This is a genomic window from Blastomonas sp. CCH9-A1 (assembly GCF_001557175.1).
GTDB lineage: Bacteria > Pseudomonadota > Alphaproteobacteria > Sphingomonadales > Sphingomonadaceae > Blastomonas > Blastomonas delafieldii_A.
Genome location: NZ_LSHM01000062.1, coordinates 56,444 through 80,368 on the forward strand (window position 1 = coordinate 56,444; position 23,925 = coordinate 80,368).

20 protein-coding genes are annotated in these 23,925 nt (G+C 65.9%); 11 read left to right on the forward strand and 9 right to left on the reverse strand.

Annotation, left to right across the window (positions count from 1 at the left end):
- Positions 1-27: 27 nt before the first annotated feature.
- From rbfA to rimP, 5 genes are all read right to left on the reverse strand, one after another.
- Positions 28-450 (reverse strand): 30S ribosome-binding factor RbfA, encoded by a 423-nt coding sequence (rbfA, locus tag AX725_RS16840; RefSeq protein WP_060978158.1) that lies wholly within the window; start codon positions 448-450, stop codon positions 28-30.
- A gap of 55 nt (positions 451-505) precedes the next feature.
- Entirely contained in the window at positions 506-3,067 is a 2,562-nt protein-coding gene (gene infB, locus AX725_RS16845; RefSeq protein WP_066111093.1) for a translation initiation factor IF-2, read from the reverse strand.
- 93 nt (positions 3,068-3,160) lie between these two features.
- Positions 3,161-3,871, reverse strand: a complete 711-nt coding sequence (locus AX725_RS16850; protein ID WP_060978503.1) for a DUF448 domain-containing protein — start codon at positions 3,869-3,871, stop codon at positions 3,161-3,163.
- Complete coding sequence (gene nusA / locus AX725_RS16855; protein ID WP_060978504.1) at positions 3,852-5,477, reverse strand: transcription termination factor NusA; 1,626 nt, start codon at positions 5,475-5,477, stop codon at positions 3,852-3,854. The genes AX725_RS16850 and nusA overlap by 20 nt, the downstream gene beginning before the upstream one ends.
- Before the next feature lie 2 nt (positions 5,478-5,479).
- Complete coding sequence (gene rimP, locus AX725_RS16860; protein WP_196490369.1) at positions 5,480-6,049, reverse strand: ribosome maturation protein RimP; 570 nt, start codon at positions 6,047-6,049, stop codon at positions 5,480-5,482.
- A 326-nt stretch (positions 6,050-6,375) separates the two neighbouring features.
- On the opposite strand from rimP, the gene AX725_RS16865 reads away from it, so the two are divergent.
- From AX725_RS16865 to AX725_RS16875, 3 genes are all read left to right on the forward strand, one after another.
- Positions 6,376-7,053 carry a L,D-transpeptidase family protein gene (locus AX725_RS16865; protein WP_060978506.1) on the forward strand — a complete coding sequence of 226 codons (678 nt, stop codon included), beginning with the start codon at positions 6,376-6,378 and terminating at the stop codon, positions 7,051-7,053.
- Between the two features lie 46 nt (positions 7,054-7,099).
- Positions 7,100-8,281: an aspartyl/asparaginyl beta-hydroxylase domain-containing protein gene (locus AX725_RS16870; RefSeq protein WP_060978507.1), complete on the forward strand. Its 1,182-nt coding sequence runs from the start codon at positions 7,100-7,102 to the stop codon at positions 8,279-8,281.
- 78 nt (positions 8,282-8,359) lie between these two features.
- A complete protein-coding gene (locus AX725_RS16875; protein ID WP_060978508.1) occupies positions 8,360-8,707 on the forward strand; it encodes a GntR family transcriptional regulator in 348 nt (115 codons plus the stop codon).
- A gap of 20 nt (positions 8,708-8,727) precedes the next feature.
- Here AX725_RS16875 and AX725_RS16880 read toward each other — a convergent pair whose 3' ends face one another.
- From AX725_RS16880 to AX725_RS16890, 3 genes are read right to left on the reverse strand one after another with little or no spacing between them, the layout of a single operon-like run.
- Positions 8,728-10,062: a dicarboxylate/amino acid:cation symporter gene (locus AX725_RS16880; protein WP_060978509.1), complete on the reverse strand. Its 1,335-nt coding sequence runs from the start codon at positions 10,060-10,062 to the stop codon at positions 8,728-8,730.
- Positions 10,063-10,114: 52 nt separating this feature from the next.
- The gene (locus tag AX725_RS16885; protein WP_060978510.1) at positions 10,115-11,311 is read right to left on the reverse strand and encodes a M24 family metallopeptidase; all 1,197 of its coding nucleotides are present in this window, start codon (positions 11,309-11,311) and stop codon (positions 10,115-10,117) included.
- Positions 11,308-12,576, reverse strand: coding sequence for an NAD(P)/FAD-dependent oxidoreductase (locus AX725_RS16890; RefSeq protein ID WP_060978511.1), 1,269 nt, complete (start codon positions 12,574-12,576; stop codon positions 11,308-11,310). Before AX725_RS16890 ends, AX725_RS16885 begins: the two co-directional genes overlap by 4 nt.
- A gap of 60 nt (positions 12,577-12,636) precedes the next feature.
- On the opposite strand from AX725_RS16890, the gene AX725_RS16895 reads away from it, so the two are divergent.
- The 7 genes from AX725_RS16895 (at position 12,637) to AX725_RS16925 (ending at position 21,582) form a co-directional block, all read left to right on the forward strand.
- Positions 12,637-13,560: a dihydrodipicolinate synthase family protein gene (locus tag AX725_RS16895; RefSeq protein ID WP_060978512.1), complete on the forward strand. Its 924-nt coding sequence runs from the start codon at positions 12,637-12,639 to the stop codon at positions 13,558-13,560.
- Between the two features lie 6 nt (positions 13,561-13,566).
- Complete coding sequence (locus tag AX725_RS16900) at positions 13,567-14,565, forward strand: 4-hydroxyproline epimerase (protein WP_066112747.1); 999 nt, start codon at positions 13,567-13,569, stop codon at positions 14,563-14,565.
- 7 nt (positions 14,566-14,572) lie between these two features.
- Entirely contained in the window at positions 14,573-15,238 is a 666-nt protein-coding gene (locus tag AX725_RS16905) for a GntR family transcriptional regulator (RefSeq protein ID WP_066114804.1), read from the forward strand.
- A 35-nt stretch (positions 15,239-15,273) separates the two neighbouring features.
- Complete coding sequence (locus AX725_RS16910; protein WP_060979973.1) at positions 15,274-16,698, forward strand: amino acid permease; 1,425 nt, start codon at positions 15,274-15,276, stop codon at positions 16,696-16,698.
- A gap of 41 nt (positions 16,699-16,739) precedes the next feature.
- Positions 16,740-18,377, forward strand: coding sequence for an amidohydrolase family protein (locus AX725_RS16915; RefSeq protein WP_060979972.1), 1,638 nt, complete (start codon positions 16,740-16,742; stop codon positions 18,375-18,377).
- Complete coding sequence (locus AX725_RS16920; RefSeq protein WP_060979971.1) at positions 18,374-19,951, forward strand: aldehyde dehydrogenase (NADP(+)); 1,578 nt, start codon at positions 18,374-18,376, stop codon at positions 19,949-19,951. The genes AX725_RS16915 and AX725_RS16920 overlap by 4 nt, the downstream gene beginning before the upstream one ends.
- 110 nt (positions 19,952-20,061) lie before the next feature.
- On the forward strand, positions 20,062-21,582 hold the full coding sequence (locus AX725_RS16925) for a flavin-containing monooxygenase (RefSeq protein WP_060979970.1): 1,521 nt from the start codon (positions 20,062-20,064) through the stop codon (positions 21,580-21,582).
- Between the two features lie 3 nt (positions 21,583-21,585).
- Here AX725_RS16925 and AX725_RS16930 read toward each other — a convergent pair whose 3' ends face one another.
- Complete coding sequence (locus AX725_RS16930) at positions 21,586-22,398, reverse strand: DUF4163 domain-containing protein (protein WP_060979969.1); 813 nt, start codon at positions 22,396-22,398, stop codon at positions 21,586-21,588.
- A gap of 45 nt (positions 22,399-22,443) precedes the next feature.
- Between AX725_RS16930 and AX725_RS16935 the strand changes: the two genes are divergently transcribed.
- A complete protein-coding gene (locus AX725_RS16935; protein WP_060979968.1) occupies positions 22,444-23,853 on the forward strand; it encodes a leucyl aminopeptidase family protein in 1,410 nt (469 codons plus the stop codon).
- Positions 23,854-23,925: the final 72 nt, after the last annotated feature.

A 23,925-nucleotide genomic window follows, 5' to 3' on the forward strand; every position in this document is an offset into this window, starting at 1 on the left:
CCAACATACGTCTTACCCGGTAAGACGTCAATCGTCGCTGCGGTCCGCCTCGTCTTCTCCGCCCAGGTCCTGCGCCACTTTGGGATCGCTCAGCAGCCGGTCGATATGGCTGCCGGTGTCGAAGCTGTCATCGGCGAGCCATTTAAGCTTGGCGGCATATTTCATCCGCACGCGCTGCGCGACCTCGCGCTGGAAATAGGCGGTGTTGGTGCGCAGCGCCTTGAGCACCACGTCCTCTTGCCTGCCCAGTAGCGGCTTCACGAACACGGTTGCGTGGCGCAGGTCGGGCGACATGCGCACTTCGGTGACCGATACGGTGGTGCTGCTCAGCACATCGTCATGCACCTCGCCGCGCGTCAGCAGTTCGGACAGCACATGGCGTACCTGCTCGCCGACGCGCAGCACGCGCACCGAACGCCCTTCGGGGCTGGTATCGTTATGCCTGGCCATGATCGTTTCCTTCACGATACCCCGCCGACCGTTGCCGGGCGGCGGGGATCATGCCTTACAGCGTGCGATCGCGCATCTCGACGTCGAACGTCTCCAGGATATCGCCCGGCTTGATGTCGTTCGTATCCTGCAGCACGACGCCGCATTCCAGACCCGCACGGACTTCGGCCACGTCGTCCTTGAAGCGGCGCAGCGAGGCGATGCTCGTCTTGCTCACGATGACATCGTCGCGGGTGATGCGTGCATACAGGCCCTTGCGGATGAAGCCGTCGGTGACCAGCAGACCCGCTGCCTTGTCCTTCTTGCCTGCCGGGAAGATCTCCTTGATCTCCGCACGGCCAACCACGGTCTCGATCCGCTCCGGACCCAGCACGCCCGCCATCTCGCCCTTGATGTCGTCGAGCAGGTCATAGATGATGTCGAAATATTTGAAGCGCACGCCGTCGCGTTCGGCCAGCGCGCGCGCCTGGGCATTGGCGCGGACGTTGAAGCCGATGATCGGCGCGTTCGAGGCCTTGGCCAAGGTCACGTCGGATTCGGTGATCGCACCCACGCCCGAGTGCAGCACGCGGGCCTTGATGTCGTCGGTCGAGATCTTGTTGAGCGATCCGACAATGGCTTCCACCGAACCCTGCACGTCGCCCTTGACCAGCACCGGATATTCCTTGGCGCGGTTGGCCGAGAGTGCCGAGAACATCGTGTCGATGCTCGCAGGCGCCATGGTCGTGCGCTTTTCCAAGGCCTTCTGGCGGCGATAGTCTGCGACTTCGCGGGCACGCTGCTCGTTCTCGACCACGGTCAGCTTGTCGCCTGCCGACGGCACGCCGGTCAGGCCCAGCACTTCGACCGGGATCGACGGGCCGGCCTCGTTGACCTGCTTGCCCTTGTCGTTGATCAGCGCGCGCACCTTGCCCGACTGTTCGCCGACGACGAACACGTCGCCGCGCTTGAGCGTGCCGCGCTGCACCAGCACGGTGGCGACAGGGCCGCGACCCTTGTCGAGCTTGGCTTCGACCACCACGGCCTCGGCAGCACGATCGGGATTGGCCTTGAGCTCGAGCAGTTCGGCCTGGAGCAGGATCTTGTCGACCAGTTCGTCGAGGTTGATCTTCTTGAGCGCGGAAACTTCCACGTCCTGCACGTCGCCCGACATCGCTTCCACGATGACCTCGTGCTCGAGCAGGCGCTCGCGGATCTTCTGCGGGTTGGCGCTGTCCTTGTCGACCTTGTTGATCGCCACGATCATCGGCACGCCCGCGGCCTTGGTGTGGTTGATTGCCTCGATCGTCTGCGGCATCAGGCCGTCATCGGCCGCCACCACCAGGATGACGATATCGGTGACGTTGGCCCCGCGCGCACGCATTTCGGTAAAGGCGGCGTGGCCCGGCGTGTCGAGGAAGGTGATCTTGTCGCCCGACTTCACCTGCACCTGATAGGCGCCGATATGCTGGGTGATGCCGCCGGCTTCGCCCGCCACCACATCGGTGCCGCGCAGCGCATCGAGCAGGCTGGTCTTGCCATGGTCGACATGGCCCATGATGGTGACCACCGGCGCACGGGGTTTCAGCGTTTCGGCCGCATCGACATCCGCCTCGTGATCGATTTCCACATCGGAATCGGACACGCGGGTGATCTTGTGGCCGAATTCCTCGACCAGCAGTTCGGCGGTATCCTGGTCGATCGTCTGGTTGACGGTGACCATCATGCCCATCTTGAACAGCGACTTGACCAGGTCCGCGCCCTTTTCCGCCATGCGGTTGGCGAGTTCCTGGACGGTGATTGCTTCGGGCACGACGACGTCGCGCACCTGCTTGGGCTGCGCATCGCGGCTCTGGCCGCCCATGTGCAGACGGCGCTCCTTTTCACGCGCACGCTTGAGCGCGGCAAGGCTGCGGGCTCGTGCACCGCCATCGCCTTCGTTCAGCGCCTTGCTGACGGTGAGCTTGCCTGCCTGGCGACGGTTGTCGACCACCTTGGTGCTGGCCGGCTTTTTGGGCTTGATTTCGGGGCGCGGGGCAGGGGCGACCGGCGTGAACCGGCGCGGCGGCGGGGCCGCACGCGTTTCTTCGTTGGCAGGCTTGGCCGCGTCCTTGGCGGCAGGCGCGGCCTCGGTCTTGGCTTCGACCGGCTCGGCCGCAGGCACCTGCTGCGTCTCGGCCGCAGGTGCGGGTGTTTCGGCAGGCGCAGGCGCGGGTTCAGCCGCAGCCTTGCGCGCTTCCTCGGCCTTGCGGCGCGCTTCCTCGGCGGCCCGCTGACGCTCCTCGGTCTCGCGGCGACGCGCTTCCTCGAGCGATGCCAGACGTGCTTCCTCGGCCTCGCGCAGCAGCTTTTCCTGCAGCTCGCGGCGGCTCAGCGCCGAAACCGGCTGCTGCGGACGCGGCGGCGGCGGCGGAGCTGCGGCGGGGGCAGGGGTGGGCGCCGGAGCGGGCGCAGGGGCAGGCGCGGCAGCAGGCGCTTCACCCGGCTTGCCGACCAGCTTGCGGCGCTTGACCTCGACCACGACCTTGTTGGTGCGACCATGGCTGAACGTCTGCTTGACTTCGCCAGCCTCGACAGAACGCTTCAGCCCCAGCGGCTTGCGACCCAGTGTCGGCTTGTTTTCGGTATCTTCACTCATCGAACAGACTCAATCCTCAATAAATTCTCATATCGGGCGATGCATCAGGCATCGCCGGTCCGCACGGGGCATGTCCGCGCACGCCAGAGCGGGCTAGACTGGCTCGCCGGGGCCGGGCACGGCCCCCTCCCCTTTGAAATGCAGCAATCGGCCAAGAAACTGGTCAATGCGGGCGGCGGCGCGCTGATCGGTCAGCGCCACATGGACCGCGTTGTCGCGCCCCAATGCCACAGACAGGCGGGTGCGGTCTACAGGCAATACGGTTCCGCGCTGGCCGCTGCCTTCGGCATCGCTGCCGACGCGCCAGGCCTGGTCGAGCTTCGCATTGCCGTCGGGCGAGCTGTCGCTCGAATGCAGCAGCAGCCACACCTTGCCGCGCCGCGCCGCCTCGGCGATGCGGTCCGATCCGGTCAGCAGCGTGCCCGAGCGCGATTCCAGCCCCAGCCGGTCGAGCAGGGCGCGGGTGAGCGCTTCCTCGATCATGGCAGGAAGATCGTCGGGCACGGTGATCGGCCCGATCTTGAACGCACGCGCGAGGGCCGCCTTCATCCGGCCCTTGGCGATGGCCTCTTCGAGCTCGGGCCGGGTCACGCCGATCCACGCGCCGCGCCCGGGGGCACGCGCACGCACATCGGGAGCGACCTGGCCCTCGGGGCTGATTGCCAGCCGGATCAGCGCGCCACGCTCCGCCCGTTCGCCGCTGAGGATACAGCGGCGGATCGGGCCATCCGCCTTGTCGGCGGAAATGTCGGTGGCGTCGTCGGTTAGAAGATCACCGGCCGTGTCATTGGGAAGTTTCCGCATGCGCGTCCTCCCCGTCTGCACTCGCATCCTCGTCCTCGAACCAGTGCGCGCGTGCGGCCATGATGATCTCGTTGCCCTGCTCTTCGGTCAGGCCATAGGTGGCAAGCACGCCGCCCTTGTCCTCGGGCCGCTTGTTGGCGGGGGCCGAGTTGTCGCGGCGACGCTGCTCGGTGCGCTTTTTGGCGATCAGCTCGTCGGTGGCGAGATCGGCCAGATCGTCGAGCGTCTTGATGCCCGCCTTGCCCAGGGTCACCAGCATGGCTTCGGTGAGGTGCGGCAGCTCGGCCAGCGCATCCTCGACGCCCAGAGCGCGGCGTTCCTCGCGCGAGGCCTCTTCGCGGCGCTCGAGCGCTTCCTGCGCGCGGCTCTGCAGCTCTTCGGCCAGTTCCTCGTCAAAGCCCTCGATGCTCGAAAGCTCGTCGGGCGAGACATAGGCGACTTCCTCGAGCTCGCTGAAGCCTTCGGCGACCAGCAGCTGCGACAGCGTTTCGTCGACATCGAGTTCGTTCTGGAACATTTCCGAACGCTCGGTAAATTCCTTCTGGCGCTTCTCGCTCGATTCCGCCTCGGTCATGATGTCGATGGCAGAACCGGTGAGCTGGCTGGCCAGACGCACGTTCTGGCCGCGACGGCCGATGGCGAGCGACAGCTGATCGTCGGGAACGACGACCTCGATGCGGCTCTCTTCCTCATCGATCACCACGCGGCTGACCGTGGCCGGCTGCAGCGCGTTGACGACGAAGGTCGCGGTGTCTTCCGACCAGGGGATGATGTCGATCTTCTCGCCCTGCATTTCCTGGACGACGGCCTGCACGCGGCTGCCCTTCATGCCGACGCATGCGCCGACCGGATCGATCGAGCTGTCATAGCTGATCACGCCGATCTTGGCGCGGCTGCCCGGATCGCGCGCAGCGGCCTTGATCTGGATGATGCCGTCGTAGATTTCCGGCACTTCCAGCTCGAACAGCTTGCGCATGAAATCGGGATGCGCGCGGCTGAGGAAGATCTGCGGGCCACGGTTCTCGCGGCGGACGTTGAGGATGATCGCGCGGATGCGGTCGCCGACGCGGGCGACTTCGCGCGGAATCTGCTGTTCGCGGCGGATCACGCCTTCGGCGCGGCCCAGATTGACGATGACATGGCCGAATTCGACCGACTTGACGACGCCGGTGATGATCTCGCCGACGCGATCCTTGAACTCGTCAAACTGACGCTCGCGCTCGGCATCGCGGACCTTCTGGAAGATCACCTGCTTGGCGGCCTGCGCGTCGATGCGGCCCAGGTCCACAGCGGGGAGAGGGTCGACGATGAAGTCGCCGACGACCGCGCCCTTTTGCAGCTTCTGTGCCTGCTTGACATCGACCTGCTTGAAATAGTCCTCGACCGTCTCGACCACCTCGACGACGCGCCACAGGCGCAGGTCGCCGCTGACCGGATCGAGCTTGGCACGGATGTCGTTTTCCGCGCCATAGCGGGCCCGCGCCGCGCGCTGGATCGCCTCTTCCATCGCTTCGAGCACGATGGCCTTGTCGATCATCTTTTCGGTCGCCACCGAGTTGGCGATGGCGAGAAGTTCAGCCTTGTTGGCAGAAATGGCGCTGGCCATGATCAGTCTTCCTGTTCTTCGAGATCTGCGTTTTCGTCGATTTCTTCGATATCGTCCACACCGCTGGTGTCGAGCGGGCGGGTGGCGGCGATCAGCTTGTTGGTCAGCATCAGCTTCGCGCTGAGCACCTGGCCGAAGGGCACGGTGACATGGCCGACCTTCTTGTCGTTGACCGAGATCATCTCGCCCTCGAGCGAAAGCAGCTCGCCGGTCAGCTGCTTGCGGCCCTGTGCGGCTTCGGCGAGCACCAGCCGTGCTTCATGGCCCAGCCAGTTGCCGTAATCCTTGAGCCGGGTGAGCGGACGATCGATGCCGGGCGAGCTGACTTCCAGTCGATAGGCACCGGGCACCGGGTCCTTGCCGGCTTCTTCCAGCGCATCGAACACGTCCGAAATCCGGCGCGACAGGCTGGCGCAATCGTCGATGTTGAGCTGGCCGGTCTCGGGCCGTTCGGCCATGATCTGCAGCGTACGGTCATCGCCCGCACCGAACAGGTGCACGCGCACCAGATCGAAACCGAGCGCCTGGGCTTCGGGTTCGACAAGGGCAGCGACGGCGGCAAGATCGGTCAACGATAAGCTTTCTGATAGGTTGGTCTGTCGGCAGGGCAGCAAAAGCTCGTTCGTGCCGGCCCCGCGAGGCGCCGGCCCGTCAAGTCTCAGCAACCATGTCGGGATGGATCGCCATATAGGCGCATGGGCCGCGATAAGCAACCCATAACTGCCGCCTGCGCGCCAGCCCCAGCCGGTAACCCTATTGCTTAACCCGACCGTCCGTCACCGTCCCGCCGGGGGACGGGGCCATCGCACCGCTGGCGATTCGGCAGCCATTTGGTTAGCATCTCGTAAAGGCCGCATTGAGGTGGCGTTAACGCATTGCACGACGGGAGCAGCGAACCATGAAATGGCCCAAGGCACGGCAGGTGGCAGGCGGCGGCATGCTGGTCGGTATCGGTGCGCTCGTGGGAGCCATGATCACCAGCGCGCCCGGCGATGCCGCAATGCAGCCGGTCGCCAGGGCGGCGCTGCCCGGTACGCAGGCACAGGCGGCTGAGGCGGCCACGCCCGTGCTGGCCAAGGCCGATCCCGCCATCACGACGCCCGAGCAGGCGGGCTATGCGATCAAGAGCGTGATGACGATCGATGGTCCGCTGAGGCATGGCAATTATTACTGGGACGAAAGCAACGCTCCTGCGACCGGCCCGCTGCTGATCACCGTGGACCTCGCCGCGCAGACGCTTTCGGTGTTCCGCGACGGGCACGAGATCGGCGTCGCGGTGATCCTTTACGGTACCCCGGAAAAGCCGACACCGCTCGGGGCCTTCCCGATCACCCAGAAGGATGCCGATCACGTTTCCAACCTGTATGATGCGCCGATGCCATACATGATGCGGCTGACCAACGATGGTGTCGCGATCCATGGCAGCGATGTCGAATGGGGCTATGGCACACGCGGCTGCATCGGCGTGCCGACCGCCTTTGCCAAACTGCTGTTCGAACAGGTGAAGCTGGGCGATGTTGTCATCATCACCAACGGCCAGCGCATCAATGTCGGTGACGCTGTCGCCGGAGTCTGACGCGAAGCATCCGCTGGTCATTCGGTTCGTCGCTGGCTAGACACGGATGATGGATCGCCAGCACGCCAGCATTATCATCCAGCAGGCCATAACCGCGCTGCGCAGCGGCGATGCGACACGCGCGCGCGATCTGCTGACCAATGTCGTCAACGATCCGCCCCCGGGCGAGGTGCCGCCCTGGTTCCTGCTGGCCCAGGCCTGCCAGATGGCGGGCGACGCCGCCGGCCAGGGCGATGCGCTGGTCCAGCTTCTGGCAGAAGAGCCGCGACATCTGGGCGGTCTGCTGCTGATGGCGGGACACAAAGCGGCGCTTGGCGATTCGCGGGCGGCTTCGTCCTTCTACACCACGGCGCTGGCGGTGGCCGATCACGCGCCCGATCAGGTGCCACAGGCGATGATCCCGCTGCTGCAACAGGGCCAGCAATATCTGCAACAGGCGCAAGGCGAATATGCCGCGTTCCTGGCCGACCAGCTGGCAGGCAAGGGCATTGCCCCAGGTTCCGTATCACCGCGTGTCGACATGGCGCTCGATCTGCTGCTGGGGCGCAGGCAGGTCTATGTGCAGGAGCCGACCAGCTTCTATTTTCCCGGCCTGCCGCAGCGGCAATTCTACGAGGCGGCCGAATTCGACTGGGCGGCTGGCTTCGAAGCCCAGGCGGACTCCATGCGCGCGGAGCTCGAAGCGCTGCTCGAACGGCAGCCGGGCGATTTCAGCCCCTATGTCCAGACCCGTCCCGACCGGCCCGCCGCAGCCAATCCCTTGCGCGACGACCCCAGTTGGGGCGCGCATTATCTGTGGGAAAATGGCGTGCCCGTCCCCGACCATGCCGCCCAGGCGCCGGTGACCATGGCTGCGCTCGCGACGGCGCCGATGCCGGTGATTGCCGCGCGCTCGCCCATGGCGCTCTATTCGCTGCTGCGCCCGGGCACGCATATCCGTCCGCACAATGGCATGCTCAACACCCGGCTGATCTGTCACCTGCCGCTGATCACCAATGCCGATTGCGCGATCCGCGTCGGCAACGAGACGCGGACCTGGCAGCAGGGCAGGCTGCTGATCTTCGACGACAGCATCGAGCACGAGGCGTGGAACCGGGGTCAGGCGACGCGGATCATCCTGCTGTTCGAAATCTGGCGGCCCGAGATTTCGCGTGATGAGCGCAAAGCGCTGACCGCGATCTTCGAGGCGATCACTGCCTATGGCGGACTGCCACCCGACCAGGGATAACCCCTACGATTGCTGCGCAAAAAGCCCCGCATTGAATCCACTTGACCTGCCACGCTGTATTATGGCAGTGAAGCAGTGATGGCAGACAACTCCAAACCCGTTTACCTGAAGCTCCGCGACATCATCGCCGCCTCGATTCTCGACGGTGTATACGCGGAAGGCGATATGCTGCCTTCGGTTCGGGCGTTCGCTGCCGAGCAACAGGCCAATCCGCTGACGGTCGCCAAGGCGTACCAGATGTTCCAGGACCAGGGACTGGTCGAGGTCCAGCGCGGGGTGGGCATGTATGTCGCCGCAGGGGCCGTCGACAAGCTGCGCGCGATGGAGCGCGAGGATTTCCTCCAGCATGTCTGGCCGCCGGTGCTGCGCCAGATGCGGCGCATCGGCCTGTCGCCTGCCGCGTTGCTCGACGAAGAGAAAGCCTGAGCCTCAGGGGTTGAGGCCCCTCAGGGGTCTACCGCATCATCGGGCAGATCCTCGACACGCGGCAACCGGTCGGCCAGCGCAAGGTCGAACTGTTCCTTGTCCAGCCTTCCTTCCCATTTCGACACCACCACGGTCGCGACCGCATTGCCGATGAAGTTGGTGAGGCTGCGGCATTCGGACATGAACCGGTCGATCCCCAGGATCAGCGCCATGCCCGCGACCGGCACCGAGGGCACGATCGACAGCGTTGCCGCCAGCGTGATGAAGCCTGCTCCGGTAACGCCTGCCGCGCCCTTGGACGAGATCATCGCGACGCCCAGCAGCAGCAGTTGCTCGCCGATCGACAGCTCGACATTGCACGCCTGCGCGATGAACAGCGCGGCCAGCGTCATATAGATATTGGTGCCGTCGAGGTTGAAGCTGTAGCCGGTCGGCACGACCAGGCCCACGACCGTCTTCGGACAGCCCGCGCGCTCCATCTTCTCGATCAGCGAGGGCAGGGCGCTTTCGGAGGACGAGGTGCCCAGTACCAGCAGCAGTTCGGCGCGCAGATAGGCGACGAGCTTCAGGATCGAAAAGCCGCACAACCGCGCCACTGCACCCAGCACGACCAGCACGAACAGCAGCGAGGTAAGGTAGAAGGTCGCGACCAGCGCGGCGAGATTGGCGAGGGTGCCGATGCCATATTCGCCGATGGTGAAGGCCATCGCGCCGAACGCGCCGATGGGGGCCGCCTTCATCACGATGCCGACCAGCTTGAAGAACGCGGCCGAGGCATCCTCGAGCAGATCGAGCAGCCGCGCGCCCTTGTTCCCGATCATCGCGAGCGAGATGCCGAACAGGATCGACACGAACAGCACCTGGAGCAGGTTGCCGCTGCTCAGCGAGGCGAGAAACGTGTCGGGCACGATGCTGCTCAGGAAACCGGTGATGCTCGATTCCTGCGCCTTGGCGGTATATTCGCTGACCTTGCCGGTATCGAGCGTCGCCGGGTCGATGTTGAGCCCCGCGCCCGGCTGTACGACATTGGCGACGATCATCCCGACGATCAGGGCGAGCGTGGAGAAGGTCAGGAAATAGGCAAAGGCCTTGCCCGCGACGCGCCCCACGCTCGCCAGATCGCGCATGCCGGCAATGCCGGTGACGATGGTGAGGAAGATGACCGGCGCGATCACCATCTTGACCAGCTTGATGAACACATCGCCCAGCGGCTTCATCGCAGCCCCGGTCTCCGGCGCGAAATGCCCGAGCGCGACGCCCGCGACGATCGCCACCAGCACCTGCACATAAAGCTGCGCATACCAGCGGCGCGGGGTGCGGGTGGGGAGCGGCGAGGGCGGCGACAACGAAACCATCTGCGCGGCCTAACATCACCCGGCCGCGCGTCCAACGATTATGGTCGTGCGATCACCCGAACGGCGCGTCGATCGCGGGTTGCGGCTCGGTGAACCAGCGCGGGCCGTTGTCGGTCATGTAGAAATGGTCCTCCAGCCGGATGCCGAACCGGTCGGGGATGACGATCATCGGTTCGTTGGAGAAGCACATGCCGGTCGCCAGCGGGGTGGTGTCGCCGCGGACCAGATAGGCGGGTTCGTGGATCGACAGGCCGATGCCGTGGCCGGTGCGGTGGGGCAGGCCGGGCAGCGCGTAATCGGGGCCGAGCCCGGCGGCTTCGAGCACGCGGCGCGCGGCGGCATCGACGCTCTCGCAGGGCGCACCTGGCTGGGCGGCGTCGAAGGCAGCGGCCTGCGCCGCATATTCCAGGTCCCAGATGCGGCGCTGCTCGTCATTGGGCGTGCCGAAGACATAGCTGCGCGTGATGTCCGAATGATAGCCGTGCACCGTGGTGCCGGTATCGATCAGCACCATGTCGCCCTCATGCAGTTCGGGATCGCCGGGAAGCCCATGCGGAAACGCCGATCCGCGTCCGAACTGGACCATGCAGAACGTGTTGCCGGGACCGCCCATCGCGCGGTGCGCGTCACCGATAAAGCGGATGACTTCGCTCGCCTTGATGCCTTCGCGCAGGATCAGCGCAGCGCGGCGGTGCGCCTCGAGTGTCATCGACTTGGCCTGCTGCATCAGCGCGATCTCTGCAGCGGACTTGTGCATCCGGCAGCCGTCGATCGCCGGCGCGCCGCTGGTCAGCGCGAGGCCGGGCGCGCTCTTCGCGATGCGATCGACGAACAGGAAGGGCAGCGCGGGATCGATCGCCAGCGTGGTGGCATTCCAGGCGCGGCAGGCATCGGCGACCAGAGCCGTGGGCGATTCATCCTCCTGCCAAAGCCGGATTTCCAGCTCGCTTGCCAGTTCCGCCTGCAGCGACCCCAGCTCGAAATAGGGGGCGATCATGACGGGATCGCCGGTGACCGGAATCAGCAACGCCACCAGCCGTTCGGTGCCACCCCAGGGGACGCCCGCGAAATAGCGCAGGCTCGTGCCTGCGCCGACGATCAGCGCATCGGCCCCGGACTCGCGGGTCAGCTTGCGCGCCCTTTCGATCCGCGCCAGCCTTTCCTCGCGCGAAATAGCCGGGGCGGCGTCCTGCCAGGGGCCAAGTTCGGCCAGCTGCTCGGTCGCGGTCGATCCGCCAATGCCTTTCATGTCGTTCCTCCAAAGCGCGCCGGGTCGAACGGCGCCAGATCGATTGCGGTCGGTTGTCCTGCCGCCAGTGCGCCAACCAGCTCTCCGGTAATCGCCGCCAGCGTCAGCCCCAGATGCTGATGGCCGAAGGCGTATAGCAGATTGCGCGCGCGCGCGCTGCGGCCGATAGCCGGCAGATAATCGGGCAGGGTCGGGCGTGCGCCCATCCAGGGCTCCCCTGGCAGGTCGAAGGGCAGGCCGAGCTCGGCGACATGGGCGCGCAGCCTCGCCCATTTGCTCGGATCGGGCGGCGCGGCACGCGCGGCAAATTCGACAAAGCTGGCGGCGCGCAAGCCGCCGGCAAAGCGGGTGACGATCATCGAGCGGTCCTCGAACGCGACCGGGGGCATGTCCTGCGGCCAGCGGCTCGTCGGTGACTGGATATGATAGCCGCGCTCGGCGATCAGCGGAATGCGCGCACCCATCGGTCGCAGAAGCTCGGCAGAGGCTGCCCCTGCGCAGAGCACGATATGGTCGGCGCGCAGTGTCTCGGCGCTCAGCCGGACGACCGCCTGGTCGCCCTCGAGCGCAATGCCATCAGCCTGGCCCTGCCGGATCGCGCCCCCGCCCTCGACCAGCGCAGAGCGCAGGGCATCGGCGAGCGCAGCGAGATCGGCGATCTGACCCGACCCAGCAAAGCGCACCGCGCCGGCTATCTGTGTTCCGCGCGCCAGGTCGCGAATCGCTGCCAGTTCGTCCGCGCGCGCATCGCGGACGCTGGCGGTGCCGATATCGGTACCGGTCCAGAAGGCGCGGCCCTTTGCCGCGCTCGCTTCGCTTTCCCAGGCGACGAAATGGCCATCCTCGCGCAGCAGGTGCGCGGTACCGGTGAGCCAGCTCGTGCGCTTCCATGCGGGCATCGCCTGGGCGAGAAGCGCCGAGAGCGCCGCCGTGCCGCTGGCAAAACGTGCGGGCGTGCTGGCACGCATCAGGCGCAGCGCAAAGGGACCCCAGGTGCCGATCTGTGCAGCGGGAAGCCCCAAGGCCCCGCGCGGATGCATTCTGCCCCAGGCGCTGCGGATCGTCGCCAGTGAGGCGAGCGGCTGGACCTGCTCGACCGCGATATGCCCGGCATTGCCCCAGGAGGCACCTTGCGGCTTTTCTTGCGGCTCCAACACTGTCACGATGCCGCCCGCGCGCTGCAGCTGCAGCGCCGCACAGAGGCCGACAAGGCCTCCGCCAATGACGAGAGCGGTCGCGCGCGAAGGATGGCTGCTGTTTTTCATCTTGCAGGTCCCATCCTATAATCGTATACGATTTTATCGCAACAGGGGATTTCCGCGACAATGACGGCTCACAAGACGCTTTGGCAGGGAGTGTATCCCGCCGCCACCACCCAGTTCACCGAAAGCCTCGCGATCGATCATGATGCGACGCAAAAGGTGCAATCGGCGCTGGTCGATGATGGCGTTGATGGCCTCATCATCCTGGGCACCTGCGGCGAGAACAATTCGCTCGAAGCCGACGAGAAGCTCGCCGTGCTCAAGGGCGCGGTCGAGGCGGTCGGCGGACGCGTTCCGCTGGTCGCGGGCGTGTCCGAATTCACCACCAGCCGCGCGATCGAATATGCCAGGGCCGCAGAAGCGATCGGCATGGATGCGCTGATGCTGCTGCCGTGCATGGTCTATGTGCCCAAGGTTGAAGAGCTGGAGGCGCATTTCCGCGCTGTGGCCGAGGCGACCAGCCTACCGATCATGCTCTACAACAACCCGCCCGCCTATCGCGTCAATGTCGATTTCGACACGCTTGCCCGGCTCGAGAACGTGCCCAATATCGTGGCGATCAAGGAAAGCGCGCCCGATCCGCGCCGCTTCACCGACCTGATCAACCGCTTCGGCGATCGCTACACGGTGATGGCGGGGCTCGACGATGTCGCGCTCGAAGGGCTGATGCTGGGCGCATCGGGCTGGGTCTCCGGCCTGACCAGCGCCTTCCCGCGCGAATCGGTGGCGCTGGTCGCGGCGCAGCGGCGCGGCGATTATGCCGAAGCGCTGCGCATCTATCGCTGGTTCATGCCGCTGCTGCATCTCGATGCCGAACACGACCTGGTCCAGTCTATCAAGCTCGCCGAACAGATCATGGGGCGCGGGTCGGAACGCGTGCGCATGCCGCGCATGCCGCTGACCGGTCAGCGCCGCGCCGACGTGATCGCCTGGGTCGAGCAATGCGCGGCGACCCGGCCCGTGCCCGATGTCGCGGCGGCTGCCTGATCGCGCATGCGGCACACGTTCTTCTGCATAGACGGCCATACGGCGGGCAATCCGGTTCGTCTGGTGGTCGGTGGCGCGCCGCTGGTGCGCGGGTCCTCGATGGCCGAGCGGCGGATGGATTTCATTGAGCGGTTCGACTGGATCCGCACCGGCCTGTGCTTCGAACCGCGCGGGCATGACATGATGTCGGGTGGGTTTCTCTACCCGCCCACCCGGCCCGAGAACGATGTCGGCATATTGTTCATCGAAACCTCGGGCTGCCTGCCGATGTGCGGGCACGGCACGATCGGGATGATCACCTTCGGGCTCGAACACGGGCTGATCCAGCCGCGCGAGCCCGGCCTGCTCAAGGTCGAGGTGCCGGCCGGCGATATTCAAATCGAATATGCGCGCGAGGGCGACAGGGTGGCCTGGGTGCGCATCCGCAACGTCCCCTCGTTCGTGGCGGCAGAAGGCGTCGAGATCGACGTGCCGGGCCTGGGGGCGCTTTCGGTCGACATCGCCTATGGCGGAAATTTCTACGCGATCGTCGAGCCGCAGGGCCATTATACGGGCCTGGACGATCTGGGTGCAACGCGGCTGATCGAGCACGCGCGCACGATCCGCGCGATGCTGCGCGAAAGGATCGAGCCGGTGCACCCGCTCGACGACCGGATCCGGGGGGTGAGCCATGTGCTCTGGGCCGATGCGCCCAAAGGCGAGGGTGCGGACGGGCGCAACGCGGTCTTCTATGGCGAGCGCGCGATCGACCGTTCGCCCTGCGGCACGGGAACATCGGCGCGGCTGGCGCATCTCGCGCACAAGGGCGTGCTGAAGGCCGGTGAGCGTTTCGTGCACGAAAGCTATATCGGCAGCCGCTTTATCGGCCGGGTGGAAGATTCAATCGAGCTTGGCGGGCGGCGCGCGATCATTCCCTCGATCCAGGGTTCGGCGATCGCGACGGGTTTCAATACCATCTGGATCGACGACAAAGACCCCTTTTGGGATGGCTTCTCTGTGATATGAGAGGCTTATGAGCATCGCCGCGCGCAACCTTTCCGAACAGCTGGTCGACCAGGTTCGCGCCCGCATTCTCAACGGAACCGTCGCGCCCGATCGCCCGATCCGCCAGGACGCGCTCGCGGCCGAAATGGGGGTGAGCAAGATCCCGCTGCGCGAGGCGCTGGCGCGGCTGGAGCAGGAAGGGCTGCTCGCCTCGCAGGCCAATCGCGGCTTCACCGTGCGCCCCCTCACCGATGTCGAGGCCGAAGAGGTCTATGCGCTGCGGCTCAAGCTCGAGCCCGAGACCATCGCCATCGCCGCCAAGCTCGCCGGAACGGCCGAGCAGCAGGCCGCCTCCGATCAGCTCGATCAGCTCGACAGCCTGACCGATTCGGGAGGCGAGGGCGTCGGCGCGTTCAACCGGGCATTTCACCTGGCGCTGCTCCGCCCCGCCGGGCGCCCGGTGACCTTCACCATTCTCGAACGGCTGCACGTCCTGTCGGAACGCTATGTGCGCAAGCATCTCGAGCCGCTCGGCCGTAACGAGCGCGCCAACGAGGAGCATCGCGATATGCTGCAGGCCTGGCTGGCGCGCGACGAGCGCAAGATCGCAGCGCTGACGCTGGTGCATATCGGCAAGACGCTCGATGACCTCAGGCTGCAGCTGCAAACCGAATCCAAGGGACCGCCGGGCTGATCGCCCGTGCGCATAATCATAAAGGGACGCGACGGATGGGGATTTTAGGGCCGATCAAACCGATAGTGCAGGCGGCCGACGCCCCTGAGGGCAGCCGGCTGAAGCCTACGCTTTCCTGGCCGCACCTGATTGCGCTCGGCGTCGGGGCCATCGTCGGCACCGGCATCTACACGCTGACCGGCGTGGGGGCAGAGCGCGCCGGGCCTGCGGTCATTCTGGCCTTCGCGATTGCGGGCGCGGTCTGCGCCTGCGCCGCGCTTGCCTATGCAGAGCTCGCGACGATGATCCCGACTGCGGGATCGGCCTATACCTATACCTATTCGGTGGTGGGCGAGACCTTGGCCTGGGTGGTCGGGTGGAGCCTGATCCTCGAATATTCGCTGGCCTGTTCGACCGTTGCGGTCGGCTGGTCGGGCTATCTGGTCGGCTGGCTGCAATCCGCCGGCGTTGAACTGCCCGCCATGCTGCTCAGCGGCCCGCATGCAGGCGGTATCATCAACCTGCCGGCGGTGATCGTGTCGCTGGCGATCGCGGGCATGCTGATGGCGGGCACGCGCGAGAGCGCGACGCTCAACATCATCCTCGTCATCATCAAGTTGACCGCATTGACCGCGTTCGTTGCGCTGGCGCTCCCCGCGTTCGACAGCGCGAACTTCACGCCGTTCATGCCCTATGGTTTCGGCAGCACGGTGCAGGACGGCTCGACCCGCGGGGTGATGGCGGCTGCCGCGATCGTGTTCTTCGCCTTTTACGGCTTCGATGCGGTGGCGACCTCGGCCGAGGAAGCACGCAATCCGGGGCGCGACCTCACCATCGGCATTGTCGGGTCGATGGCGGTGTGCACGCTGATCTACATGGCGGTGGCGTTGTCCGCCGTCGGGGCGATGTCGTATCTGACACTGGGCAATTCGCCCGAGCCGCTGGCGCTGGTTCTGCGCACACTCGGCCACCCGACCGCCTCCTATCTGGTCGCGCTGGCGGCGCTGATCGCGCTGCCTTCGGTGATCCTGGTGATGATGTACGGCCAGAGCCGCATCTTCTTCGTGATGGCACGCGATGGCCTGCTCCCGCCGGTGCTCTCGCGTGTCTCGCCCAAGACCGGCGCGCCGGTGCTGGTCACCGGAATTACCGGTGTGTTCGTCGCCGCCGTTGCCGGGTTCTTCCGGCTCGACGAGATTGCCGAGCTCGCTAATGCAGGCACCTTGCTCGCGTTCATCGCGGTGGGCGGCTGCCTGATGGTGCTGCGCAAGCGCGCGCCGGAACTCAAGCGCGTGTTCAAGTGCCCGCAGCCCTATCTGGTTGGTACGCTCGCGATTCTCGGCTGCCTCTATCTGCTCGCGAGCCTGCCCACACAGACGCTGGTGCGCTTTGCGCTGTGGAACGTGGCGGGCCTTGCCTTCTATTTCCTCTACAGCCGCTCGCGCAGCCTGGCGCTGCAGGAACAACAGGCCGGGGTATAATCAAAACGGGCCCAGCGAGGCTCGCAACAGGGGAACGGGGCATGAAGATCGGTCGGATATTGCTGGCGAGCCTGTCGGCGCTCGCGCTGGCGGGCAGCGTTTCGGCGCAGTCGCTGGGCCAGGCGGCCCCGCGCGAGGTCGCCGATCCCATCCCGGCGCGTACGCTGGGCGAGGGGCCGTGGCCGCGCACCGTGCTGCGCAACGCGATCTATGTCGATGGCACCGGCGCGCCCGCACAGGGGCCGGTCGACATCGTCATCGAGAACGACCGGATCGTGCAGATCGCCAGCATCGGCGCACCCGGCGCGATCGAGGAAGCGCGCAGGCCCCCGCGTGGCGACAAGGAATATGACCTGACCGGTCATTATGTATTGCCCGGGTTCGTCGACGCGCACGTCCATCTGCACACGCTGAGCGACGGGCAGGGCGTGCCGTCCGACTATGTGCTCAAGCTCTGGCTCGCGCATGGGATCACCACCGCGCGCAATGTCGGCTCGTCCGAAATGTCGATCGAGCAGCAGGTCGCGATCAAGAACCGGCTGGCGCGCAACGAGATCACAGGACCCCGGCTCGACGTATACCCGATGTTCCAGCAGATCGGCCTGCCGATCCGCACCGCCGAACAGGGCCGCGCGGCGGTGCGCGATGCGAAAAGGCGCGGCGCGGACGGCATCAAGTTCATCGGCGGCAGCGAGGCGGCCTTGCTCGCCGCGATCGACGAGACGAAGAAGCTGGGGATGCATTCGACGATGCACCATGCCCAGGGCGTGGTCGCCTATGCCAATGTGCTGCGCACCAGCGAGGCGGGCCTGGAATCGATGGAGCACTGGTACGGCCTGCCCGAGGCGCTGTTTACCGACCGCAAGCTGCAGGACTGGCCGGGCGATTTCGTCAATACCGACGAACAGATGCGCTTCGGCGAGGCTGGCAGACTGTGGAAGCAGGCGGCAAAGCCCGGCTCGGAGCGCTGGAACGAGGTAATGGAGACGCTGCTCAAGCGCGGCTTCACCATCGACCCCACCTTCACCGCCTATCTCGCCAGCCGCGACCTCATGCGGATGAACCGCGCGGTCTGGCACAACGATTATACCATGCCCGCCTTGTGGGACTGGTACCGCCCCAGCCGGATCAACCACGGCAGCTACTGGTTCGACTGGACCACCGAGCGCGAGATGGACTGGAAGGAGAATTTCCGGCTGTGGATGGCGTTCGTCAACGAATACAAGAACCGCGGCGGGCGCGTTACCGTCGGGTCGGACGCAGGCTATATCTACAACACCTATGGCTTCGGCTATATCCAGGAGATGGAGCTGCTGCGTGAGGCCGGGTTCAGCCCGCTCGAGGTGATCAACGCCGCGACGCAGCAGGGCGCAAGGCTGCTCGGCCATGATGCCGATATCGGCACGATCGAGCCCGGCAAGAAGGCGGACCTGGTCATCGTCAAGGGCAATCCCATCGCCAATCTCAAGCTGCTGTTCGCCACCGGCACGCTCAAGCTCGACGATGCGACCGGCAAGGCGCAGCGCGTCGGCGGCATCGCCTGGACGGTGAAGGACGGCATTTTCTACGAGGGCAAGGCACTGCGCGCGGACATTCGCGCGATGGTGGCGCGCTCCAAGGCCGAGCGCGGCTTGCCGCCCGGCTACATGACCATCGAACAGGAAGACCTTACACAGTGACACTGACAGGCCAGTATTTCATCGCGGGCGAACGGCGCGGGCATGGCGAGGTGTTCCATGCCTATGATCCCGCCAAGGGCGCGAGCATTACCGATATCGGCTTTTTCAGCAGCACCGAGCGGGACATAGCCGATGCCTGCGCCGCAGCGGACGAGGCTGCGGTTCCCTATGCCGATCTGCCGCTGGAGCAGCGCGCGGCGTTTCTGGAAGCGATCGCCAATGAGATCGAAGGCTTGGGCGATGCGTTGCTGGAGCGTGCCTGCGCCGAATCGGGCCTGCCGCTGGCGCGGATCACTGGTGAGCGCGGGCGAACCTGCGGCCAGCTGCGGCTGTTCGCCGCCGAGGTTCGCGATGCCCAATGGCTCAAGCTGCGCATCGACCATGCCGACCCGGCGCGTACCCCGCCCAAGCCCGATCTGCGCCTGCGCATGATCCCGCTGGGGCCGGTCGCGGTGTTCGGCGCCTCCAATTTCCCGCTCGCTTTCTCGACAGCCGGCGGCGACACCGCCTCGGCGCTGGCCGCAGGTTGCCCTGTGGTGGTCAAGGGGCACCCCGCGCATCCCGGCACGGCGGAGCTGGTCGCGGGCGCGATCACCCGCGCGGCTGCGGCGACCGGCATGCCCGCCGGCGTGTTCAGCCTGGTCACCGGCACCGGCAACGCCATCGGCGCGGCATTGGTCGCCGATCCGCGCATCCAGGCCGTGGGCTTTACCGGATCGCGCAGCGGCGGCGAGGCGCTGATGAAGATCGCGGCCGCGCGTCCGCAGCCGATCCCGGTCTATGCCGAAATGTCGGCGATCAACCCGGTCATCCTGTTGCCGCACGCGCTGGCGGGCCGGGGCAAGGCGCTGGCTGCGGGCTATGTCGCATCGCTGACCATGGGCTCTGGCCAGTTCTGCACCAATCCCGGTCTTGTGCTCGCGCTGGAAGGCCCGGAGCTCGATGCGTTCCTCACCGAAGCGGGCGCACTGGTTGAGGCGCAGCTGCCGCAGACCATGCTCACCGCCGGAATCCACTCGGCTTATGAAAAGGGCAGTGCCGCGCTCGCCGCCACGCCCGAGGTCCAGACGATCGCGCGCGGCGTCCACCCGACCGGGCCGCACGAAGGCCGCACCGCATTGTTCAGCGTCGCGGCAAAGGACTGGCTCGCCAAGGCGGAATTGCAGCACGAGGTGTTCGGCACCTCGTCGATCGTCGTGCGCTGCCAGGACCGCGACGAACTTCTCGCGGTGCTGCGCGGGCTCGAGGGCCAACTCACCGCGACGCTGCACATGGATGAGGCCGATACGGACGATGCCCGCGCGCTGCTGCCGGTGCTCGAGCGCAAGGTCGGGCGCATCCTCGCCAATGGCTGGCCGACGGGTGTCGAGGTGGGGCATGCGATCAACCATGGCGGACCTTACCCCGCGACCTCGGACGGGCGGACGACCTCGGTCGGCACGCTGGCGATCGACCGATTCCTGCGCCCCGTCGCTTACCAGGACCTGCCTGAGGCCTTGCTGCCCGAGGCGCTGCGCAAGGGCGGGCAGGGCGGTGTGATCGCGCGGATCGACGGGGCCTGGCGTCTCGCCTGAGCGCAAAATATGGCCGGGGCGGTCCGATATGGGTTGCAATTCACAACGATGTAAGCAACCTTTCTCTCCCGAGAGCCGCAAAAGCGGCCTTGCGACTGGAGAGTCTCGCCATGAAGCATGAAAAGCCGTCCGACCTCAAAGCCGCGTCGCATGTCGATGTGCTGATCATCGGTGCCGGAATTTCCGGCATCGGCATGGCGGTGCATCTCAAGGAAAAATGCCCCGGCCGGACCTTCGCGATCCTCGAGCGGCGCAGCGATATCGGCGGCACCTGGAACCTGTTCCAATATCCCGGCATCCGTTCGGACAGCGACATGCACACTTTGGGCTTCGAGTTCGAGCCGTGGCGCGAGCAGAAGGCGATTGCCGATGGCCCCTCGATCCTGAGCTACCTGAAGCGCATCAAGGACGAGCGCGGGCTCAACGATTACATCCGGCTCGGCCACAAGGTGCTCTCGGCGAGCTGGTCGAGCAGCGAGGCACGCTGGACGATTGCCGCCGAGGTCGAAGGCCAGGGCGTTCAGCATCTGACCTGCAGCTACCTTTTCATGGGCACCGGCTATTACGACTATGACCAGGGCTATGACCCCGAATTTGTCGGGCGTGAGAGCTTTGGCGGACAGATCATCCATCCGCAATTCTGGCCCAAGGGCTTCGACTATGCGGGCAAGCGCGTCGTCGTGATCGGATCGGGCGCGACCGCCGTCACCATCGTGCCGTCGATGACCGACAAGGCTGCCCATGTGACCATGCTCCAGCGCACGCCGACCTGGTACTGGAGCCGCCCGGCCAAGGATTGGCTGGCGAACAGCCTGCGCGCCATCATGCCCGACGAATGGGCCTATCGCATCATCCGCTTCAAGAACGTGCGGATGCAGCAGATCTCGTTCAACCGCGCGCGCAAGGACCCCAAGAAGGTCGGCGACTATCTGCTCAAGCGCATCCGCAAGATCATGGGCAGCAAGATGCACGAGCCCGATTTCCAGCCGCCTTATGGCCCCTGGGAGCAGCGCCTGTGCCTTGTCCCCGATGGCGACATGTTCAAGGCGATCCGTGACGGCAAGGCGGATATCGTTACCGATCATATCGACCGCTTCACCCCCACCGGCATCCAGCTCAAGTCAGGCAGGCATCTCGATGCCGATGTCATCGTCACCGCCACCGGCCTCAAGCTCGCCATGGCCGGCAAGGTCGATTTCTCGGTCGACGACCAGCCGCTCGATTTCACGCAGCATTTCTATTACAAGGGCTGCATGTTCAGCGATGTGCCGAACATGGCGATCGTGTTCGGCTATCTGAACGCTTCTTGGACGCTCAAGGTCGATATCGTCGCCGATTTCGTCTGCCGTCAGCTCAACCACATGGCCGCCACCGGAAGCGACATCGCAGTGCCGGTGCTGGGCAGCGACGGCCCGGTCAACGAGGAACAGATTTTCGATTTCTCCTCGGGCTATGTCCAGCGCGCGCTCGACATCCTGCCCAAGCAGGGCGACCGCATGCCGTGGCGGCTCAACCAGGATTATCTGTTCGACCGCAAGGTGCTGCGCGAGGAGGCGGTGGACGATGGCGTGCTCACCTTCCGCAAGGCGGCTGCGCATGTCGAAGAACCCACCGCGATCGCGGCGGAATAAGGCTCATTCCGCCGCGTTGAACGCCGCCTGATATTCGGGCCTGATGCTGGCGATCGTCTGCTTGGTCACGGGGACGCTGATCTCGTAAACGCCTTCGGCATAGGGACCCGCCACATAGGGCGCGGCAACGAACAGGATGCGGTCGAACCTGTCCTGCCCGACGGCGGACGGGATGATCACGAGGTCGCTGAAGGGCGGGCAGACGTTGAACATGTCCTCGGGATCGGACGACATATATTCGCCCCGCCGCACCTGGCGCTCCGCCTTCAGCCCGTCGCAATAGAGCGTGCGCATCGGTTCCAGCGCCGTCTTCATGTCGGTGAACAACGCTTCGGGCTTGAGCTTCTTGCCTGCAGCCTTGTCCCACAGCAGCACCTCATAGCCGGTATTGCCGTGCGCCCCGCCCGAATAGCTGCTGATTTCGCCCAGCATCGCGAGCAGCGGCGGCGTGTTGCCGGTGGTCGACCAGCTCGTCCCCAGCATGTGCGGGTTATAGGGATAGTCGTTCGCCTTGGCGTCCTTCTCCGCCTCGTCCGCCTGGCTTTCCAGCTGGGCCAGGCCCTGTGCGCGGTCTTCCTCGAGCAGCTTGACCAGCGCCGGGATCGCGGCGGCTTCGGCGGGATAGGAATAGCTGTACGTGAACTTCTCGGTTTCGCGCTCGAACGCTACCGGCTTGGCCGCCGCTTGGCTGTCCTTCGTTGCAGCGGGCTGGGCCTTTTCTGCCACCGGCGCGTCCTGGCCGCATGCGGCCATCGCGGGCAGCATCAATGCGGCCAGCGCCGCAAGCGCCAGAGAGCCAGGTTTTCGAACGATCATGATTCTCTCTCGCAGTTGCGCGTCAAATTGCTGTAAGACCTGACAATGATTGATTTGTCCTCCCTCGTCCAGCCGGACCTTGGCCAGAGCGCGCGCAGCATCCACCTTGTCGACAAGGCGGGATTGGCCGATTGGCTGAACGCCGCGCCGCCGCGCATCCGCAACCACCTGTCCGCCATGCGCTTTGCCGCGCGCCCGCACGAGCTGGTGGTGGTGCCGGGCGATTCCGCCGATGACTGGGCGGTGGTGCTGGGCGTAGCCGATGCGGCAAATCTGCGCCCCTGGTGTCTCGCCAAGGTCGCAGAAGCGCTCGCCGCGGGGCATTATCGGCTCGCAGGCGATGCGCGCCCCGGCGATGCGCTGATCGGCTGGGCGCTCGCGCAGCACCGGTTCACCGCCTACAAGAAGCCGGAAGACAACCCGCAGGGCCCGCGCGTGCTGCTGACCAACGATCCGGCGCGCCGGGAAGCCGCGCTGGCGGAGGCCGAGGCGACGGCCTGGGTGCGCGATCTGGTCAATACCCCCGCCGAGGACATGGGTCCTGCGGCGCTGGAAGAAGCCGCGGCGACGCTCGCGCGCACCTATGGCGCGCTGCTCGACGTGACCCGCGGCGATGCGCTCGAAACCCATTATCCGATGATCCATGCGGTCGGGCGTGCGGCGGCGCGCAGCCATGCCCCGCGGCTGATCGAATTGCACTGGGGCCGCGACGATCATCCCAGGGTGGCGGTCGTCGGCAAGGGCGTGTGCTTCGACAGCGGTGGTTTGGACATCAAGCCGGCGTCGGGCATGCTGCTGATGAAGAAGGACATGGGCGGCGCGGCGCACGCGCTGGCGCTGGCGCAGTTGATCATGCGGATGAAGCTGCCGGTGCGGCTGCACATGCTGGTCGGCGCGGTCGAGAACGCGATTGCGGGCAATGCCTTTCGCCCGGGCGATGTGCTCAAGAGCCGCAAGGGCATCACCGTCGAGATCGGCAACACCGATGCCGAAGGTCGGCTGGTGCTGGGCGATTGTCTGGCCAAGGCGAGCGAGGCTTCTCCGGATCTGATCGTCGATTTCGCGACGCTGACCGGTGCCGCCCGCGTTGCGGTGGGGCCGGATCTGCCCGCGCTTTTCTCTAACAGCGATCCGCTCGCCGAGGGGCTGCTCGCCAGCGGAACGACGGTGGGTGACCCGTGCTGGCGGCTGCCGCTCTGGCCGGGATATGAAGAAATGTACGCGAGCGACATTGCCGATATCGGCAATACCGGCGGCTCGTTTGCGGGATCGATCACCGCCGCGTTGTTTCTGCAGCGCTTCGTGGCCGAAGGCGTGCCCTGGGCGCATTTCGACACCTATGCCTGGCGCCCGACCCCGCGCCCCGGCCAACCCAAGGGCGGCGAAGCCATGGGGTTGCGCGCCAGCTGGCACTATCTGCGCAGCCGTTATGACGCGAAAACGACCCCGCAATGACGGGGCTTGGACAAATCGCGGCAACTGGGCTATCAGCCCCGGCTGCGCGGTGCCCGGCACCGGCAGGGACAG

What these genes read in the sequence shown, in the direction of transcription:
- rbfA (WP_060978158.1), bottom strand. Translation starts at nt 450, where the DNA reads ATGGCCAGGCATAACGATACCAGCCCCGAAGGGCGTTCGGTGCGCGTG.
- infB (WP_066111093.1), bottom strand. Translation starts at nt 3,067, where the DNA reads ATGAGTGAAGATACCGAAAACAAGCCGACACTGGGTCGCAAGCCGCTG.
- AX725_RS16850 (WP_060978503.1), bottom strand. Translation starts at nt 3,871, where the DNA reads ATGCGGAAACTTCCCAATGACACGGCCGGTGATCTTCTAACCGACGAC.
- nusA (WP_060978504.1), bottom strand. Translation starts at nt 5,477, where the DNA reads ATGGCCAGCGCCATTTCTGCCAACAAGGCTGAACTTCTCGCCATCGCC.
- AX725_RS16865 (WP_060978506.1), top strand. Translation starts at nt 6,376, where the DNA reads ATGAAATGGCCCAAGGCACGGCAGGTGGCAGGCGGCGGCATGCTGGTC.
- AX725_RS16870 (WP_060978507.1), top strand. Translation starts at nt 7,100, where the DNA reads ATGATGGATCGCCAGCACGCCAGCATTATCATCCAGCAGGCCATAACC.
- AX725_RS16875 (WP_060978508.1), top strand. Translation starts at nt 8,360, where the DNA reads ATGGCAGACAACTCCAAACCCGTTTACCTGAAGCTCCGCGACATCATC.
- AX725_RS16880 (WP_060978509.1), bottom strand. Translation starts at nt 10,062, where the DNA reads ATGGTTTCGTTGTCGCCGCCCTCGCCGCTCCCCACCCGCACCCCGCGC.
- AX725_RS16885 (WP_060978510.1), bottom strand. Translation starts at nt 11,311, where the DNA reads ATGAAAGGCATTGGCGGATCGACCGCGACCGAGCAGCTGGCCGAACTT.
- AX725_RS16890 (WP_060978511.1), bottom strand. Translation starts at nt 12,576, where the DNA reads ATGAAAAACAGCAGCCATCCTTCGCGCGCGACCGCTCTCGTCATTGGC.
- AX725_RS16895 (WP_060978512.1), top strand. Translation starts at nt 12,637, where the DNA reads ATGACGGCTCACAAGACGCTTTGGCAGGGAGTGTATCCCGCCGCCACC.
- AX725_RS16900 (WP_066112747.1), top strand. Translation starts at nt 13,567, where the DNA reads ATGCGGCACACGTTCTTCTGCATAGACGGCCATACGGCGGGCAATCCG.
- AX725_RS16905 (WP_066114804.1), top strand. Translation starts at nt 14,573, where the DNA reads ATGAGCATCGCCGCGCGCAACCTTTCCGAACAGCTGGTCGACCAGGTT.
- AX725_RS16910 (WP_060979973.1), top strand. Translation starts at nt 15,274, where the DNA reads ATGGGGATTTTAGGGCCGATCAAACCGATAGTGCAGGCGGCCGACGCC.
- AX725_RS16915 (WP_060979972.1), top strand. Translation starts at nt 16,740, where the DNA reads ATGAAGATCGGTCGGATATTGCTGGCGAGCCTGTCGGCGCTCGCGCTG.
- AX725_RS16925 (WP_060979970.1), top strand. Translation starts at nt 20,062, where the DNA reads ATGAAGCATGAAAAGCCGTCCGACCTCAAAGCCGCGTCGCATGTCGAT.
- AX725_RS16930 (WP_060979969.1), bottom strand. Translation starts at nt 22,398, where the DNA reads ATGATCGTTCGAAAACCTGGCTCTCTGGCGCTTGCGGCGCTGGCCGCA.
- AX725_RS16935 (WP_060979968.1), top strand. Translation starts at nt 22,444, where the DNA reads ATGATTGATTTGTCCTCCCTCGTCCAGCCGGACCTTGGCCAGAGCGCG.